Here is a 16,548-nt window from a genome sequence, read left to right as displayed (position 1 = left end):
CTCACTCTCCGAACTCGATCATGGTTAGAAACTCGTTTTCACTCTTTGCGACAACTTCTTCATGCCTCTTTGAGTGATCCCAATAAATCACATAGCCCCCACAGTGCCGCAGAAGGAAATTACCATCGTCGTCTACTGCCATAAGGTATGATTCCTTCCCTTTCCACCAAACGGCATTAAATGGACGTCTATCTTCTTCTCGGATCAAGCAAGCGAGCTGAATGCTTTTACCTGTCAGGTTTACAGTTCGCTTTATACCTAAATTTTTAATCGCTTTTTCTATTTGGCTCATAACTTTACTAATTGCCTAACATTATATTACCGAACATCGTCGATATCTTTTTGATTTAATAACTTATTTTTAATGTCCGGTTTTACGCCTAATACCATATGAAACCAGACATTAAATTTGCTTAGCTCAAGGGATAGTAGCAAAATCAATGTGTTAGGAAAACTAATTTCTAGATACCATGTTTTTCGTATTTAAAACAGGATATTACTAAACAAGCTCACCGAACCTTATAGTCGTACAGTTGGATATTAAAGGAATCACTTTAAGCTTTTTAGTAGATTGATCTCTATATCTTCCCTAAATTATATCCACTCATTTGTTTTATGATAAACTTCGCAGCCCTTCTGTTACTTCAGTTATCAAACAATTTGGATAGCATGCTAGATACCACTTTAATTTTACTCTTTATTCCAACGTTTCTGGTTATTTCTGCCACGCCAGGGATGTGTATGACCCTGTCACTCACGCTTGGTATGAGTATTGGTGTTCGACGCACCATGTATATGATGTGGGGAGAATTGATTGGTGTAGCGCTGGTTTCAGTGTTGGCTGTGGTAGGCGTGGCCAGCATCATGCTGAACTACCCCACGGCATTCATGGTTCTCAAATACGGTGGCGGCGCTTACCTGATTTATCTTGGGATCCAGATGTGGCGTTCACGTGGCAAAATGGCCATTGAGCTGAGTGATGACGCCCCCAAAACTGTGTCTGGGCGACAGCTGGCGATGCAAGGCTTCGTTACTGCGATCGCTAACCCTAAAGGCTGGGCTTTTACCGTCTCTTTATTACCCTCATTTATCAATCCAGATATGTCGATGCCACCACAACTCGCAGCTCTGGTTGTCATCATATTGTTAAGTGAATTTATGTTTTTAATGCTCTATGCCACCGGGGGAAAGACATTAAGACGAATATTGCAACGCAGTGACAATGTGCGACTGATCAACCGGCTGTCCGGTAGCTTGATGATGGCAGTCGGCATTTGGTTGGCACTAAGTTAGTAGTTAGTGGGTTAATGGTTATAGGCGGCAACTACAGCCTTGTTACGCATTGTTGTAGATTTTGCTATTAAGAAGATCAACTTCCATACTCAGCTTATGTAATACCCGCGGCTTTCCATCAATTAGCAACTTACGCATATTTTCTCTGTATTTAACCAGCTCTGAGGGCCACTCACCTGATTTATCGTAGGTGGCCTGGTCAGGCCATTGCGCATAGGCTATAAAAGAACCCGTTTCTGACCTGTGTAGCCGCGAGCCAAGGCTTTGGAAATTCTGGTAGATTACTTCAGTGCATTTTGTCCAAGCGCGGATGAACTCCTCGTCCTTCCCTTCTACAACCTTGAACTCAAGTACGATGGACAGCATCAATTTCTCCTTGTGTGTATGCGTAACATTAGATTACCGGACACCGCAGATAATCTTTTGATTAGTCGTGAAAATATTGAACCTATTTAGTTGATCGTAAAATTAATCCAAAAATACCAATATACAGATAACCATTAACCCACCTAGCCCAATGATCAGGGTAATCGGATCTGTATCATAAATACCCGGTATGGTTAGACCGCTGCTATTGGCGTACATGGCAATGATGATTAACGATGTAATTAGGAATGCAGCTAATAAGATTATCAGTCGTTTATACTTATTCAGTGCTAACTTTAATTTATGTCTGAATTTTAGTTTATACATCGTCTTGTACCTTTAACTGTTCTCTGGCTTGTTTGAGGTAAGTTTTTACGCTGCCGAGCGGTATCTGTAGTAGCTCTGATATTTCGGTGTGTGAGTGTTCGTACAGCTCTGCGTAGATAAAGACCTTCTGCTGGATTGTGCTCAATCGATTAATTTCTCGTTGCGCATCAATGTACACAGATGAGTTATCAGTAGTCGCTAGAAGCCTTTCACTATCAGATTGCCACTTCTCCTTTAATCGCGTGAATATGGAGGCTTTACGTTTTAACTGCAGAAACTCGTTAAAAGCAATTCTGTACAACCAGGTCGAAAACTTTGACTTGCCATCAAACTGTTTGATTTTGAGAAACGCTTTGACGTAGGTTTCTTGCACAATGTCATCAATATTCTGGCAATCCAGCCGATGATACAGGAATGCCTTCAATGCCTGATCATGTCGCGCGAACAGTTCATTGAAAGCATTCTTATCGCCTGTCGTCTGACAGATGACTATCAGGTGCTCGGTTGAAGCACTTTTCATATAAACTAGGCTTTGTCGAACTTGGCCAGAAGTAGATACACAATCCCTATCACTCCCGGAAAAGCCGCAATACCATTGATCATGTCGTTCAAGTCCATACGGCCATTAGTGGGAAAGTCTGCGATGAATGAACCAACCAGTATTGCAGCCGACATACCGATGAGTAATAGGCCTTTTTTAACATCACTGCTTGGTCTTAAAACCTGGTCGGCAATCTCTCTGATAACTTCAGGCGAAATGTTTGGATTGGTTTTAAGGCTGTCGTTAGTCATGCTCAAGAAGAGCTTTTTCGTCTTGTACTTATACCCTAGCAACAATATCGAGAGGATAATAATGGTCGAGAAAACAATTGCTGGAATAAGAATTTCTGCAAGTTCATTCATAACTAATTAACGCCTTTGCCACAGTTCATCACCTAAGTATGAATCTTTTAGCACATGCTCGAGAACGGGTAAAGCATTGTCGCCGTTCATAAAAATCACGTAACCGTTTTTACTGTTAGGAAAGAATATTGCCAGTGTGTTTACACCGGGGTCTCTTCCGGTATGTAGTAAGGCGTACTCGTCATTACTGAAGTCGGTAAAGATTTCCCAGCCCAAACCAAAGTGATGATTCTCCCCTATTCTTATCTGCTTTGAAACAATGTCGTTGTATAAGTTTGGATGTTCTTCTGACTGTTGCATCATGTAACTTATAAACTTTGAGTAATCAGCAACTGTAGTGAGTAAGTTTGCAGCGGCATTCGCTGAATAGTATTTTTTCAGCGTGATGAGCTGGCCCTTTTCATCGTGATTATGCGCATAACGCTCCACATCCACTTCATCGTTCCACCAGAAATGAGTATCGTCCATTTGTGCTGGCTCAAATAAATACTCTGCGGCTAATTCTTCTATTGTGGTATTAAATTTAATCTCCAGAGCCTTGCGCAAATACTCGAAGCCTTCACCGGAATATTGGTGTTCAGTTCCTGGATCAAAGTTAAATCTGAGCTTTTCGGTTGGGTTCATCCAACGCCAATTATCAAAACCCGTCTGATGAGTCAGCACATGCCTAACCGTCAGCATCTCATGCCTTTTATCATCAACCAGGTCAGGATCAATCCAGTAAGAATGTAATGGCTCATCAAGCTTCAACCTGCCCTCATCAACCAGCTTCAGGGTAACAAAAGCCACGATGGGTTTGGTCAGTGATGCTACTTTAAAGATCGTATCTTCAGTCGCAGGTTCTTCTTTCTTACGCTCACCATAAACTTTGATGTTCGCAATCTTGCCATTCTCGATCACGCCAATCCCTAAAGCAGGTACATTGTTATCAGTTAAAAGTTGCTCTTTCAACTGTTCGTTATTGGGTGATACATGGTCATAGCTTAAGACGTTGGCTAACTGCCAGTCAGCATCTTCCTTTAACCAAACATGGGTGAATTTAGCGGTGCTGGTCAGCTTATCAGGGTACCCTTCTCTTCTTATATAGAACTCATGCTCACCCTGCTGAATGGCGCCATACAGTTTGCCATTCTTATGCAGAGGGAAGGTTTCAATAGAACTTTCAACAAGCTTGCGAATAGGTTTTACATCGGGATTAGAGCAAATATTTTTAACAACACTACTCATAAACTGTTCTTTATCTTGAATGCCGCCTTCGTCGTGATAGAAAACTAAATCATTACTAACATGTTGCTGTAAGTAGTCAGTGTCACAGTTGTTGAACCCTCTTTTAAATAGCTCAGCGTCTTGCTGTGCAAGCTCTTCAGCTAAGCTCAAAGCAGTAACTTGTTGCGTGCTTACAGCTAGCGTAATACCGTACAGTATCTTGAAAAATATCGATGTCATTATTAAAACTCCAAAGTGTGGTACTTATTTGATGCACTGGAGTCTTGTTTTGGATTTGGGAGGAAGAAAAAAGTTATTTATAAATAAAATGGACGGCTGTTATCCAGTCGCCCGCTTATTCAGATTCTTAGCCGGCAAGTGCCAGGAGAACACCAGCCGCTACTGCAGAGCCGATAACTCCTGCCACATTCGGCCCCATGGCATGCATCAATAAGAAGTTGTGATGATTGGCCTCTAAGCCTACTTTATTGACCACTCGAGCTGCCATAGGTACTGCTGAAACACCGGCTGCGCCGATCAATGGGTTGATGGGGTTTTTGCTGAACTTACCCAGTAACTTGGCCATCAATACACCCGACGCGGTTCCGATTGCAAAAGCCACAGCTCCTAGCCCTAAAATACCCAAGGTTTCTAAAGCCAGAAACTTTTCTGCCACTAATTTTGAGCCAACGCTTAAGCCTAGAAATATGGTAACAATGTTGATCAAAGAGTTTTGTGCGGTATTACTGAGGCGTTCAACCACCCCACACTCACGCATCAAATTGCCAAGGCAGAACATCCCAATCAACGGTGAGGCAGATGGCAAAAATACCGCGCAAAGCACGAGTAGAATAAGTGGAAAAACAATTTTCTCGGTCTTGCTCACATGGCGCAGTTGTTTCATTTCTATTTTACGTTCTTCAGCGTTCGTGAAGAGCTTCATGATTGGTGGCTGAATAATGGGGACTAACGCCATGTAAGAATATGCTGCAACTGCAATGGCTCCGAGTAGTTCAGGCGCCAGTTTTGACGCTAGAAATATTGCGGTAGGCCCATCTGCCCCGCCAATAATTGCAATCGCCGAGGCGTCTTTTAGGGTAAATTCAAAACCAGGTACTGAGTTAAGCGCAATGGCACCCAACAAAGTTGCGAAAATACCAAACTGTGCGGCTGCACCTAAAAATAAGGTTCGGGGATTAGCAATCAGGGCACCAAAGTCGGTCATGGCCCCTACCCCCATAAAAATAAGCAAAGGAGCGGCACCAGTCGCAATGGAAATCATATAAAAGTTATAGAGCATGCCGTTAGTAAAGCCAGCGTCTCTTGCTACCTGCATACTGGCCAAACTGTTGGCTTGATTCGCCTGATAATAATCGTTAAGCAATTGAGCGCTATTTTGAAACTCCACATTAAGCGCACCAGCTATGGCTTGCATAACTTCTGGTTGTGCCAAATGAATCGCATTTTCAACAGCATCTAACGCCAAGCCTGCATTAGGAATATTGGCTAGAATGCCTCCAAAACCTATGGGGACTAATAATAAAGGTTCAAATTTTTTCGAGATTGCCAGGTAAAGTAATAAAAACCCGATGCCAATCATGACCAATTGACCCCAGGTAAAATTTGCAATACCGGTGTCTTGCCAAAGTTTTAATAAGCCGTCCATTAATATACTCGTTTAGTTTTATTGACTGGATACTATTTATAAAATGACTAAAGGCGTACCAACTTTTACTGAATCACCCTCTGCGACCAGTATTTCAGACACCACACCGGAGTTTACTGCTTTGACTTCCGTTTCCATTTTCATGGCTTCTAAAATAATCAGAGTTTGACCGGCTTCAACCTGCTCGCCAACTTTGGTCTCTACTTTAAAAATATTCCCGGCCATAGGAGCTTCGAGTGCTTCACCATTCGACTGCACATTTGACTGAGCCTCGGTTTGAGAGGATTGAGACGCAGACTTGATATCAGCTATCTGTCCGTCCGGCGCAACCGTTACGGAATAGTTTTTACCGTTAACGGACACCTGATAGGACTCGGGCCCTGACATGGTGCTAGTAGATGCTGACGGCTGATTGACACTTGATTCTTCTCCACTACTCGTTTCATTGCCGGGCGCTGGCTCAAACGCTTCTGGATTGCCTTTGTTCTTAAGGAATTTAAGACCGATCTGTGGAAACAATGCATAAGTAAGAACATTTTCAATTAACTCACCTTCCAGGCTGATGTTCTCTTTTTCAGCAATTTCAACCAGCTCATCGCTTAACCTTTCAAGCTCAGGCTCTAACAAATCAGCAGGACGTTCGGTGATAACCTCTTTACCATCAAGTACACGCTGCTGCAGTTCTTCATTAACGGGGGCCGGGGGCGTGCCATACTCCCCTTTTAATACCGCGGACGTTTCTTTGCTGATGCTTTTATAACGTTCACCCGTTAACACATTAAGTACGGCCTGTGTGCCAACAATTTGCGAGGTTGGTGTTACGAGGGGTAAATACCCCAAATCTTTGCGTACTTTAGGAATTTCAGCCAATACGGCATCAAACTTATCTTCTGCGCCCTGCTCTTTTAGCTGACTTTCCATATTCGTCAACATGCCTCCGGGAACCTGCGATCTTAAAATACGAGAGTCGACACCTTTTAAACTGCCCTCCCACTTGGCGTATTTTGTGCGAACACTACGGAAGTAAGCTGCAATGTCTTCCAGCAGCGCCAAATCTAGACCAGTGCTGCGTGAGGTTTCTTCAAAAATAGATACGATAGACTCGGTTGGCGAGTGGCCGTAGGTCATGCTCATGGATGAAATACTACTATCCACCATATCAATACCTGCTTCGGCAGCTTTCATTATGGTTGCAGTACTTAAACCAGTCGTGGCATGACAATGCAGAGCAATAGGCACATTGACCGTTTCTTTTAACCTGCTGACCAGCTCTTCGGCAACATAGGGCTTTAATAAGCCAGCCATATCTTTAATACAAATTGAGTGGGCACCCATGTCTTCAATTTGCTTGGCCATATCAAGCCATTTGTCGATATTATGCACAGGGCTGACGGTATAGGATAAAGTCCCTTGAGCATGTTTGTCACAATCAACCGCGGCTTTAATGGCGGTTTTTAAATTTCGCGGATCGTTCATTGCATCGAATATGCGAAACACATCCATACCATTAGCTGCGGCTCGCTCAACGAATGCTGTGACCACATCATCAGCGTAATGCCGGTAACCCAATATGTTTTGTGCGCGGAACAGCATTTGCATCGGTGTGTTGGGCATCGCTTTTTTTAATTGCCTTAAACGTTCCCAAGGATCCTCTCCAAGATAACGGATGCATGAATCAAAGGTCGCTCCGCCCCAGGTTTCTAGTGACCAAAAGCCAACCTGGTCAAGTTTTTCTGCTATCGGGAGCATATCGTCCAGGCGCATTCTGGTGGCAAATAACGACTGATGTGCATCTCTTAGAACAACATCGGTAACTTTTAAGGGTTTATCGTTCATTGCAATATTTATCCTTTCGAATTGGCTGAGCGTACAAATTATTGATGCTTGTTGCGGCTATGTTTATTACGGTATTGATGAACGGCAGAGGTTATTGCCGCTACCACTTCATCATCAGTAGAAGTATTTCGCTGTGTTGTAGGCAGTGCTTCGGGCCAAAAGCGGTTGATGACTTTTGAGGAAATATTGATGCAAATAACCAGCAATGTTAAAAAACAGAATACCGTTGTCATGCCAACCAGCATTAACGATAAACCGCTTATTAGTTCATTCATGGGAGCCTCTTTACTAAAACAACAAAATTGACACAACACATTTTACTAGTTTAGTACGTATTCAAGTGGAATGCAGTTAATCAAGCGCGAATACTTTTGTCAAATAAGTAACAGTTATAGAATTGATAAATCGTAGACCTCGTTGCTTGAACGGTTGAGTCTATCAAATAAGAAATAACCTACTTTTTATAGTGCAAGCTCTTCAGCTAAGCTCAAAGCAGTCATTTGCTGTAATGAAAAAAAAGCCCCGTTTTTTAATTAGGGGCTTTTATGCTGCTGATAACATTTAGAAATGACACTTAATGCTCATGAGGTTCGTCATGTGAGTGGCCTGAATTTTGAGCTTCTTCATTGGTGTCTTCTTTGGGCTCGTCTTTTACCTCATCGCCACGATAATCGCGTGATGATGAGTGAGTATGCACCACTTTCCACTGGTCGTTTACTTTGCGGAACAGGAATGTCTGGTAGCCAGACTTGTCAAACTCATATCCCGTTTTGTTGACCTTACCTTTGACTCGGGTGTCGGCTACAGCCCAGGCAAAGTTATTCTCAAAATGGATTTCAATATTTGAGAATTCCAAAGAAAGATATTCAAGAGCATCTTTTTCAGGTTCTACATGATGGGTCACCAGGTCGTTGAGGCCTTCGTTCTGACCACCTGACTCTACATATCGGGCGCCTTCAAAATCAAGGAAATGCTTTCGGAACGGAGCTCCATCACCATTTTCCCAACCGTATTTTACATCAGCGATTATTTGTTTGATGTATGCTCGATCATCTTCATTTGCATGATGATCTTGGCTATCACCCTGATGTGCATGCGTGTCATCGTGAACATGAGTATCGTTTGCTTTTGTAGTGCTTTCTTCAGTATCACCGTGATGGTTGCTTTGCGTATCGTGGCCATTGCCATCATCATGGTCGTGATCGTGCCCTTCACCTGTTACCTCGGGTAATGACATAACCCCTAACCCATGTCGGTAAACAAGATCGCCACCTTTATAGGCTGTGATTGACACTAAAATCAAAGCTGCAACGAAGAAGACACCTGCAAGATACTGACGCTTTCTTGGAAACAGAAAAAACAAAGCCGCGCCAATCAGAAAAACAGAACTTGTGGCCAATGCCCAATTACGATGATCGGTCATCGCTAAATGCGATGGTGTATCGTGAGCAACGCTATAATAAGCCTGAAGCCCTGTACCCACTGTCGCTAACACTGCGATTGAGCCGAGTATAACTAGCCAGCTCTGAGCGCTAATTGCTGTAGATGTTGCTTTACTGGGAAAAACCCAAAGCACCAGTTGAAAAATCCCGCAGATAACAAGTAATGCTACGGTAAAGTGAACAAATATTGGGTGCCAATTTGGAATGATTTCGATCATACTATTCCTCTGAGAAGATGTTTGTTTCACTAGCAGCCAGCACCTGACCATTAGTGGCTATCTTGAAATAAATAGTCGCTTCTTCCGATGTGTTTTTTGCACTCACGACGAAATAACCTGTTCCGACTTCGACTACTGAAATGTCAGCATCAGTAATTTCCTTCCAGCTCTCATTCAGCTTCCCTGGCTCAAAACCTAAGTCTTTAAAAGTCATTTGCTTAACTGACTTATAGGCAATGCTCTTTGCGTCCTGGCCGCTGATTTTACCGTGCGAACCGTGCGCAAATACACTGCCCGATGCAAACACAATTACCAACGCTAAAATGCTTAATATTTTTTTCATAACTGTCTCCAATTTACTGTTTTAAACCAATAACTTCAAATTCACCTTCGACGATTAATTGTATCGCTACGTCCTGGTCTGAGTTGTTCTTCCAATACCAACCATGCGAACCCGCGAAAGGTGCTGTGAAAGAGCCTTTCATTTCGGCATTGGTTGCTATGACATAACTTTCAAAATAACCGGTTGTATCACCTTCAGGTTCGCCATGCAGATCAAAATAGAGTGTCTGGCCGTCGGTAATCCATTCGTATGTCATCTTTGAGAACTGCTCCATGGCGAACTTATACTCGATACCACGTCCAGCCGGAACCGTCACCTCGATAGTCTTGGTGGCTGACTCAGGTTGGGCATCATTTTCAACAGGTGTTACTTTGTTTTCTTCAGTCACGCCCGTGGCTAAAACTGTTAGCCCAAGCTTCTGGCCTATTCCAGTTGGGTCAATGTTGTACTCTGACGGCAAAATAATGGTTACCAAGGCGATTGCCGCAATCACTAAAGCGATAATAGTCGCTTTGAGTAAACTTTTATTACTAACTGTTGGTTGCATAGTTAATCTCTTGTCTTATTAATTTAAGAAGTAGCCTGTGAGCTGGAAGCCCATCAGCATAAAGCCCGCGCTCATCAATAGTGTGTTGCTAGTAACTGAAAACTTTTCATAGGATGGTAGTTTCCGCCAGGCATTGATGAGCAATAAGATGATGCCTAAAGCTGCAAACTGCCCTATTTCTACACCAATATTGAATCCGATCAGATTGCTCAACAAGCCATCTTCAGGCAATTGAAATTCTTGCAGTTTGGTCGCCAGGCCAAAGCCATGAAATAAGCCAAATATCAAAACGGCTAACTGCGTGTTGGGTTGTCGACCAAATAAACGCTTAAAGCCACCCAGGTTATCGAACCCTTTATAGACAACGGATAAGCCGATAATGGCATCAATCAGATAGGCATTGACGTTAATATCATTGAGTACGCCATACAGCAGCGTAATGCTATGGCCAATGGTAAACATGGTGACATACAACAGTACGTCTTTGCTTCTATACAGAAAGAAAATAACACCGGCTAAGAATAACAAATGATCATAACCGGTCACCATATGCTTGGCACCAATGTATAGAAAGGGAATGAACTGCACACCGGTATTATTTTCTAGAAAGCTACGCGTGCTGTCATCAACGCCATGCGCAAAGGCATTAGCAGAAACCAATGCCAGCAAGGCCACAATAATTTTTAAGCAGATATTAATCGCTTTGTTATTCACTTACTTGCTCCTTATTGGGAGTATTTTCTTTGTGTAGTAATTTATACAGTGCCGGAATTACGAACAGGGTTAGCAAGGTGGAAGAAATAATGCCACCAATCACAACAGTTGCCAATGGACGCTGTACTTCAGAACCAATGCCAGTATTTAACGCCATCGGAACAAAACCTAGAGAGGCAACCAAAGCGGTTGTTAACACAGGTCTTAAACGGGTTAATGCACCTTGGAAAATAGCTTTATCCAGAGTGATACGATCTTTGATTAGCTCTCTGATGAAGGACACCATAACCAGCCCATTTAAAATTGCAATACCGGATAGAGCAATAAAGCCAACGGCTGCTGAAATTGAAAATGGTATGTCACGCAACATTAAAGCGGCAATCCCACCGGTTAAAGCCAGTGGTACCCCCGAGAAGATTATAAGTGCATCTTTAACTGATCCAAGCGCCAAAATTAGCAAGCCAATGATCATCAGCAGCGTCAAGGGTATCACAAGACTTAATCGATCCGATGCTGACTGAAGTTTCTGGTAAGTACCACCGTATTCGACCCAGTACCCAGCAGGGATATCAACATTACTATTTATAGCTGTTTGAATATCTTCAACGAATGAACCCAGGTCACGTCCTCTTACGTTAGCAGTAACAACGACCCTCCTCTTTCCATTTTCACGGTTAACCTGGTTAGCGCCAATGATTTGCTTCACCGTTGCTAATTCCTGCAAAGGAACTGCCGTATCTCCATTAATTTGTATGGGTAAGCGATTAAGGCTATCCATATTGGAACGACTGGTTTCATTCAGCCGAACAACTATGTCAGAACGAATATCACCTTCGTAATACTTTCCGGCAACAGTTCCTCTCATGGCAGTAGCAAGCTGCTGCTGTAACAATGCTTTGCTTATTCCATATTGAGCCAGTTTCTTTGTATCTGGTTCGATGACTAGCATAGGCAGCCCTGTGATTTGCTCGACCTGCAAATCAGCAATGCCATCGACGGAAGCTATCGCCCCTTCAATTTCATCTCCCAGTGCCGCCAGTTGCTCTAAATCATCACCAAAAACTTTAATCGCAAGCTCTGCTCTGACACCGGCCAAAAGTTCATTGAAGCGCATTTGAATCGGTTGCAAAAACTCGTAACGGTTACCTGGGATTTGATTGACCAGATCTGATAGCTCTTGAATAACCTGTTCTTTAGTCTTGTCAGGGTTAGGCCATTGATCTCGAGGCTTCATAATAATGAAGTTATCTGCAACGCTTGGAGGAACAGCGTCAGTAGCGACATCCGCGGTACCAATTTTGGTGAATACCCTCTCGACTTCTGGCATTTCTTTAATTTTGTCTTCAAGACTTTCTTGCAATGCAATAGCCTGACTCAAAGATGTGCCAGGAATACGCAGTGCATGCATAGCAATATCACCTTCATCAAGATTGGGTACAAACTCGCTACCTAATCTTGTTGCCTGATAACCACTGATGGCCACTAATAAAGCGGCAACTGAAACCACAATCCATCTAGCTTTTAGCACCCAACTAAGTGCTGGCTGATAGATTTTTGCGGCGCCTTTCATTATGTAATTGTGTTTTTCCTGAACAGGCTTTTTAAACAGCAATGCAGTAGCCGCAGGAACGAATGTGATCGACAGCAGCATAGCGCTTAACAGTGCTATGACTACAGTGATGGCCATTGGGTGGAACATCTTGCCTTCGACGCCTTCCAGCGCAAATATCGGAAGGTATACGGCAGTGATAATAAAGACACCAAACATGGCCGGACGAATGACTTCACGTGTAGCATTAAAAACTATGTCGAGACGTTCTCTTAATGCCAGCTGACCATGTTGGTGACTATTTTGACTGAGTCGCCGCAGACAGTTCTCAACAATAATAATGGCCCCATCAACTAACAAACCAAAATCTAAAGCACCGAGACTCATTAAATTGGCACTGACTCGTGTTTGTACCATGCCGGTAATAGTCATCAGCATTGCAAAAGGAATAACTAATGCGGTTAAGAAAGCTGCACGAATATTGCCTAACAACAGGAACAGAATGACGATGACTAATAAGGCACCTTCTGTGAGATTTGTGGTTACCGTTTTCAGGGTCTCATCAACCAGCTTGGTTCTGTCGTAAACGGCAGTCGCAACCACTCCTTCGGGAAGAGTATCGTTAATTTCTTTGAGTTTTTCGCCAACAGCATGCGCAACGGTGCGGCTATTCTCGCCAATCAACATGAAGACGGTGCTCATGACCACTTCACGCCCATTTTGTGTGGCTGCTCCAGTTCTCAAGCCATGGCCTTCGCTCACTGTAGCCACATCCGATACTCTGATGCTTGAACCGTTTTGAGTACTTAATGGGATGGATTCAATAGCTTCCAGGTTTTCAGCTTGACCCGGAATACGTATCAGCCATTGAGCACCACTTTGTTCAATGAAACCAGCGCCCTGATTGGCATTATTCTGTTGAATCGCTGAAATGACATCAGCTTGGGTTAATTTAAACGCAAGCATTTTTTTCGGCTCAAAAGCGACTAGAATTTCACGCTCATAACCGCCGATCGGATTCACTTCGACCACACCTGGAACGCGCATTAACTGCGGACGAATTATCCAGTCATGAACCGTTCGTAAATCCATTGGGGTAATCGGTTCGCCTTCTTCGTTAACCGCTCCAGGTTCGGCATCAACGGTGAACATGAAAATTTCACCCAAGCCTGTTGCTATAGGACCAAGTTGTGGTTCAAGACCCGATGGCAGCTCAGACTTAGCAGAAACAAGCCGCTCATTGACTAACTGTCTTGCAAAATAGACATCTGTTTCATCGTCAAATATGGCAACTACCTGGGACAGCCCATAGCGAGAAACGGATCGCGTATTTGTTAACCCTGGAAGACCGGCTAACGCGGTTTCCAATGGATAGGTAACACGCTGCTCAACCTCAAGAGGTGTATAGCCCGGAGCCTCGGTATTGATCATAACCTGTACATTAGTAATGTCTGGTAATGCATCAATCGGCAGCTTTTTAAAATTCCAAAGTCCAAGCCCACCTAAGGCAAGAACGGCAATCAGTATTAAAAAGTTTCGATGTATCGAAAATCGTAAAATTTTATCCAGCATTGCTCACTCCTAGTGGTCGTGTGATGCGCCGGATTTTTCGATATCGGCTTTGATAATAAAACTGTTTTCAGTAACGTATTCGGTGCCAGGTTCAAGTCCTCCCAGAACTTCTACCCACTCGCTATCTTGTTCACCAAGCTCAAGCATTCTCACTTCGTACTGCTCGCCTACTTTGGCATAGACGACCGTAAAATCTCTGAATGCCTGTAAACCAGTTCTTTTTACAGCCAAGGGAACTTGCAGAGTATTCACTTCAACTTTAGCGGTGACAAACTGTCCTTCACTAAGCCCGAGTTCAGTGTTATTGAGTTTAACGCGATAAATCTTTGCTTGATCGGAGCGTATGCGAGGTAAGCTACTATCTATGTTTGAGCGAACTGGAGTATCAAACCCGCTAATCATCAGTTCCACAGGTGCATTAAGTTTCACCTTTGCCCTGTCTGTTGGGTAAATAGCTAACTCAGCAACCAGCTTATCGGTTGCTGTAACCTCCAGTAAAACTTGAGCGTTGGCCTGCTCTCCTTCATTGGAGAATAGCCCAGTTACTATGCCAGTAATCGGCGAGCGGATAGAATAAGGCTTTAGACTCTCATTACTTTCAACGGTCATTAAAACCTCGCCCTTTTTTACTGATGAACCCAGGTCAACATGAACCTTACGAATTTCACCTGCAAAACGTGCTTTAATTTGGCGCTGTGCTCCGGGTGGCCATTTCAGTTCACCATAAACTTCGATGGTCTGGTGCAAGGTGGCTGGACCGGCAATGCCAGTTTCAATGCCCATTGCTTGCGCGACCTTATCGGCAATTTCAGTTCTACCCTCAAAGTTATCGTACTCCCAGCTATAGGAAGTCCCCTGATGATTAGCTGTAACCGTTACCAAAAATGAGTGTGGTTCATAAATCACCATATCACCTCTGAGGTAATCATTTTCTGGCTGAAAGTTGATATCATCAACGACTCCACCCAGTCGTGTCAGCTTAACGTTTAAATCAACCTGTTCTGGCGCGACAGCGTCGCCATCTTTAGTTACCCATACGCGAAACTCTGGTGGCACGCCTGTTTCGAAGATTGACAGTTCAATCGCAAAACCATCCTGGCGTAACATGCGTCCATTATGTGGACCCTTCTCTACGACTTCTTCTTCCTCTTCTGAAGAACCAGAAAATGCAGCGACTTCAGACGTAAAACCAACTGAAACCAACATTAACAAACTGATTAAAATCGCTGTGATAGTAAACTTATGCATAATTAGTTCTCTAAAGTTTCTAATGAAGTACCGGTTAATCGCTGTAACTCAATATTTTGCAGATGCAGCGTTTTATAGGTACTGATTAAATTTAAATGTGCGGCCAGGTAGTCTTGATGGATGTTGAACCATTGAAGGTAACTTGTTCGGCCTATTTCATAGGCTTTGTTAACTTCTTGTTTAGCTTCTTTTAAAAGCGGAATAATGGTGTCCTGATTAACACTGATTACATGCTTGCTGTGCTCAATTTCCTGCAACAAGACATACAGTTGGGTGTGGAGATCTCGTTTAAGAACCTCCGCTTCTACTTGGTAAATAGATTGTTCTGCGCGTAAAGACTGAATTTTGCCTGCATTACTACTACTGCTGCCAAGTGGTACGGAAAACCCGGCAACGATGCCGACATCACTGGTTCTTTCATAACGTTTCACGCCGGTAGAGATTTCCCACTTAGGCTCTGCTTCAATTCGGGCCAATTCAATTTGAGATTCAAGAACACGGCTTTTATTGGCAAAGGATGATAATCTTGGGTGCTGCTTAAGTTTTACCAATGACTCATCAAAAGAGTTTACGTGTGGAATTGAAAAAAGGTTGCCTTTCGGAGTCAGCAACCTGCTTTGCTCTCCAACCTGGTTAAGGAAACGTCGCTGGCTGGCTTTAAGCTCATGCTCTAAATCCTCAACCATCAATTCCGCACGCGCCACATTGGCTTTCATCTGAATAGTATCAATTGTTGAGCCCCTGCCTTTTTGGTTGCGGCTCACGATGGATTGGTAAGCTTCCTCTGTTTGTTTGAGGTTCAACCGAGCTAACTTGATTTGTTCCTGCAAAGCTACATGCTCGATAAATATCTTAGCTGTGGTAGCCGATAAATCTAAGGCTTGAATATCTCTTTCAAAACTTACTTGTGACGCAGCTTGCTTTGTTGCTTTAACCCGCCCATCAATCAAATCACCATCTAATATCCAGGTAATTCCAATCGTTGTTTGAGCGATATCAAATCCACTGTAATCACCTGAACCAAAAGCATCTTCTATAGTGACGTCAAGTTTTGGCTTTTGACCCACACTCGCCTGTTTTACCAGACCATCAAAGCGTTGCTTTTGGTATTGGTATCGAGACATCTCGGGATGGTTTTGCAAAGTCATTTGAATAGCTTCGTCTAAAGTAACTGGGTAGGTGCTATCAGTAGTTTCTGCTACTGCACTGATACTAAAGAGCATTAAACAAGCTAATAAATATCGCGAACACCAGAAATGTGTTCGTTGATAAAACCGACTGGCAATCGGTTTGCAAGACCTGTTTGATGAGGTATTAA

At 43.2% G+C, this 16,548-nt stretch carries 17 protein-coding genes; 1 reads left to right on the top strand and 16 read right to left on the bottom strand.

Annotated elements, in window-relative coordinates:
• Position 1 precedes the first annotated feature (1 nt).
• Entirely contained in the window at positions 2-292 is a 291-nt protein-coding gene (locus ACYTXU_RS05075; RefSeq protein WP_462208866.1) for a hypothetical protein, read from the bottom strand.
• Positions 293-669: 377 nt separating this feature from the next.
• Here ACYTXU_RS05075 and ACYTXU_RS05070 point away from each other — a divergent pair, with 377 nt between their 5' ends.
• Positions 670-1,293 (top strand): LysE family translocator, encoded by a 624-nt coding sequence (locus ACYTXU_RS05070; protein ID WP_462208865.1) that lies wholly within the window; start codon positions 670-672, stop codon positions 1,291-1,293.
• 42 nt (positions 1,294-1,335) lie between these two features.
• Here the strand turns inward: ACYTXU_RS05070 and ACYTXU_RS05065 are convergent, their stop codons facing one another.
• From ACYTXU_RS05065 to ACYTXU_RS04995, 15 genes are all read right to left on the bottom strand, one after another.
• The gene (locus tag ACYTXU_RS05065; protein ID WP_462208863.1) at positions 1,336-1,659 is read right to left on the bottom strand and encodes a hypothetical protein; all 324 of its coding nucleotides are present in this window, start codon (positions 1,657-1,659) and stop codon (positions 1,336-1,338) included.
• A gap of 102 nt (positions 1,660-1,761) precedes the next feature.
• Positions 1,762-1,986 carry a hypothetical protein gene (locus tag ACYTXU_RS05060; RefSeq protein WP_462208862.1) on the bottom strand — a complete coding sequence of 75 codons (225 nt, stop codon included), beginning with the start codon at positions 1,984-1,986 and terminating at the stop codon, positions 1,762-1,764.
• Positions 1,979-2,506 (bottom strand): RNA polymerase sigma factor, encoded by a 528-nt coding sequence (locus ACYTXU_RS05055; protein ID WP_462208860.1) that lies wholly within the window; start codon positions 2,504-2,506, stop codon positions 1,979-1,981. The genes ACYTXU_RS05060 and ACYTXU_RS05055 overlap by 8 nt, the downstream gene beginning before the upstream one ends.
• Positions 2,507-2,511: 5 nt before the next feature.
• On the bottom strand, positions 2,512-2,889 hold the full coding sequence (locus tag ACYTXU_RS05050; RefSeq protein ID WP_462208859.1) for a DUF6249 domain-containing protein: 378 nt from the start codon (positions 2,887-2,889) through the stop codon (positions 2,512-2,514).
• A 6-nt stretch (positions 2,890-2,895) separates the two neighbouring features.
• Positions 2,896-4,335, bottom strand: coding sequence for a serine hydrolase (locus ACYTXU_RS05045; RefSeq protein ID WP_462208857.1), 1,440 nt, complete (start codon positions 4,333-4,335; stop codon positions 2,896-2,898).
• A 127-nt stretch (positions 4,336-4,462) separates the two neighbouring features.
• Complete coding sequence (locus ACYTXU_RS05040; RefSeq protein WP_462208855.1) at positions 4,463-5,761, bottom strand: sodium ion-translocating decarboxylase subunit beta; 1,299 nt, start codon at positions 5,759-5,761, stop codon at positions 4,463-4,465.
• Positions 5,762-5,797: 36 nt separating this feature from the next.
• Complete coding sequence (oadA, locus tag ACYTXU_RS05035) at positions 5,798-7,597, bottom strand: sodium-extruding oxaloacetate decarboxylase subunit alpha (protein ID WP_462208853.1); 1,800 nt, start codon at positions 7,595-7,597, stop codon at positions 5,798-5,800.
• A gap of 38 nt (positions 7,598-7,635) precedes the next feature.
• Positions 7,636-7,872 carry an OadG family protein gene (locus ACYTXU_RS05030; protein ID WP_462208851.1) on the bottom strand — a complete coding sequence of 79 codons (237 nt, stop codon included), beginning with the start codon at positions 7,870-7,872 and terminating at the stop codon, positions 7,636-7,638.
• Positions 7,873-8,171: 299 nt separating this feature from the next.
• Positions 8,172-9,257: a DUF2231 domain-containing protein gene (locus ACYTXU_RS05025; RefSeq protein WP_462208849.1), complete on the bottom strand. Its 1,086-nt coding sequence runs from the start codon at positions 9,255-9,257 to the stop codon at positions 8,172-8,174.
• 1 nt (position 9,258) lies between these two features.
• Positions 9,259-9,600: a DUF6488 family protein gene (locus ACYTXU_RS05020; RefSeq protein WP_462208847.1), complete on the bottom strand. Its 342-nt coding sequence runs from the start codon at positions 9,598-9,600 to the stop codon at positions 9,259-9,261.
• Positions 9,601-9,613: 13 nt separating this feature from the next.
• The gene (locus tag ACYTXU_RS05015; RefSeq protein ID WP_462208846.1) at positions 9,614-10,147 is read right to left on the bottom strand and encodes a hypothetical protein; all 534 of its coding nucleotides are present in this window, start codon (positions 10,145-10,147) and stop codon (positions 9,614-9,616) included.
• An 18-nt stretch (positions 10,148-10,165) separates the two neighbouring features.
• A complete protein-coding gene (locus ACYTXU_RS05010) occupies positions 10,166-10,861 on the bottom strand; it encodes a HupE/UreJ family protein (RefSeq protein WP_462208844.1) in 696 nt (231 codons plus the stop codon).
• A complete protein-coding gene (locus ACYTXU_RS05005) occupies positions 10,854-13,982 on the bottom strand; it encodes an efflux RND transporter permease subunit (protein WP_462208843.1) in 3,129 nt (1,042 codons plus the stop codon). The genes ACYTXU_RS05010 and ACYTXU_RS05005 overlap by 8 nt, the downstream gene beginning before the upstream one ends.
• A gap of 9 nt (positions 13,983-13,991) precedes the next feature.
• Positions 13,992-15,230, bottom strand: coding sequence for an efflux RND transporter periplasmic adaptor subunit (locus ACYTXU_RS05000; RefSeq protein ID WP_462208841.1), 1,239 nt, complete (start codon positions 15,228-15,230; stop codon positions 13,992-13,994).
• Positions 15,231-15,232: 2 nt separating this feature from the next.
• Positions 15,233-16,453, bottom strand: coding sequence for a TolC family protein (locus ACYTXU_RS04995; RefSeq protein ID WP_462208839.1), 1,221 nt, complete (start codon positions 16,451-16,453; stop codon positions 15,233-15,235).
• Between the last annotated feature and the right edge of the window lie 95 nt (positions 16,454-16,548).

It is taken from the genome of Kangiella sp. M94, assembly GCF_054926195.1.
The sequence above is the reverse complement of the archived record's forward strand: the minus strand, read 5'-3'. Positions and strand labels throughout refer to the sequence as shown.

What these genes read in the sequence shown, in the direction of transcription:
- ACYTXU_RS05075 (WP_462208866.1), bottom strand. Translation starts at nt 292, where the DNA reads ATGAGCCAAATAGAAAAAGCGATTAAAAATTTAGGTATAAAGCGAACT.
- ACYTXU_RS05070 (WP_462208865.1), top strand. Translation starts at nt 670, where the DNA reads ATGCTAGATACCACTTTAATTTTACTCTTTATTCCAACGTTTCTGGTT.
- ACYTXU_RS05065 (WP_462208863.1), bottom strand. Translation starts at nt 1,659, where the DNA reads ATGCTGTCCATCGTACTTGAGTTCAAGGTTGTAGAAGGGAAGGACGAG.
- ACYTXU_RS05060 (WP_462208862.1), bottom strand. Translation starts at nt 1,986, where the DNA reads ATGTATAAACTAAAATTCAGACATAAATTAAAGTTAGCACTGAATAAG.
- ACYTXU_RS05055 (WP_462208860.1), bottom strand. Translation starts at nt 2,506, where the DNA reads ATGAAAAGTGCTTCAACCGAGCACCTGATAGTCATCTGTCAGACGACA.
- ACYTXU_RS05050 (WP_462208859.1), bottom strand. Translation starts at nt 2,889, where the DNA reads ATGAATGAACTTGCAGAAATTCTTATTCCAGCAATTGTTTTCTCGACC.
- ACYTXU_RS05045 (WP_462208857.1), bottom strand. Translation starts at nt 4,335, where the DNA reads ATGACATCGATATTTTTCAAGATACTGTACGGTATTACGCTAGCTGTA.
- ACYTXU_RS05040 (WP_462208855.1), bottom strand. Translation starts at nt 5,761, where the DNA reads ATGGACGGCTTATTAAAACTTTGGCAAGACACCGGTATTGCAAATTTT.
- oadA (WP_462208853.1), bottom strand. Translation starts at nt 7,597, where the DNA reads ATGAACGATAAACCCTTAAAAGTTACCGATGTTGTTCTAAGAGATGCA.
- ACYTXU_RS05030 (WP_462208851.1), bottom strand. Translation starts at nt 7,872, where the DNA reads ATGAATGAACTAATAAGCGGTTTATCGTTAATGCTGGTTGGCATGACA.
- ACYTXU_RS05025 (WP_462208849.1), bottom strand. Translation starts at nt 9,257, where the DNA reads ATGATCGAAATCATTCCAAATTGGCACCCAATATTTGTTCACTTTACC.
- ACYTXU_RS05020 (WP_462208847.1), bottom strand. Translation starts at nt 9,600, where the DNA reads ATGAAAAAAATATTAAGCATTTTAGCGTTGGTAATTGTGTTTGCATCG.
- ACYTXU_RS05015 (WP_462208846.1), bottom strand. Translation starts at nt 10,147, where the DNA reads ATGCAACCAACAGTTAGTAATAAAAGTTTACTCAAAGCGACTATTATC.
- ACYTXU_RS05005 (WP_462208843.1), bottom strand. Translation starts at nt 13,982, where the DNA reads ATGCTGGATAAAATTTTACGATTTTCGATACATCGAAACTTTTTAATA.
- ACYTXU_RS05000 (WP_462208841.1), bottom strand. Translation starts at nt 15,230, where the DNA reads ATGCATAAGTTTACTATCACAGCGATTTTAATCAGTTTGTTAATGTTG.
- ACYTXU_RS04995 (WP_462208839.1), bottom strand. Translation starts at nt 16,453, where the DNA reads ATGCTCTTTAGTATCAGTGCAGTAGCAGAAACTACTGATAGCACCTAC.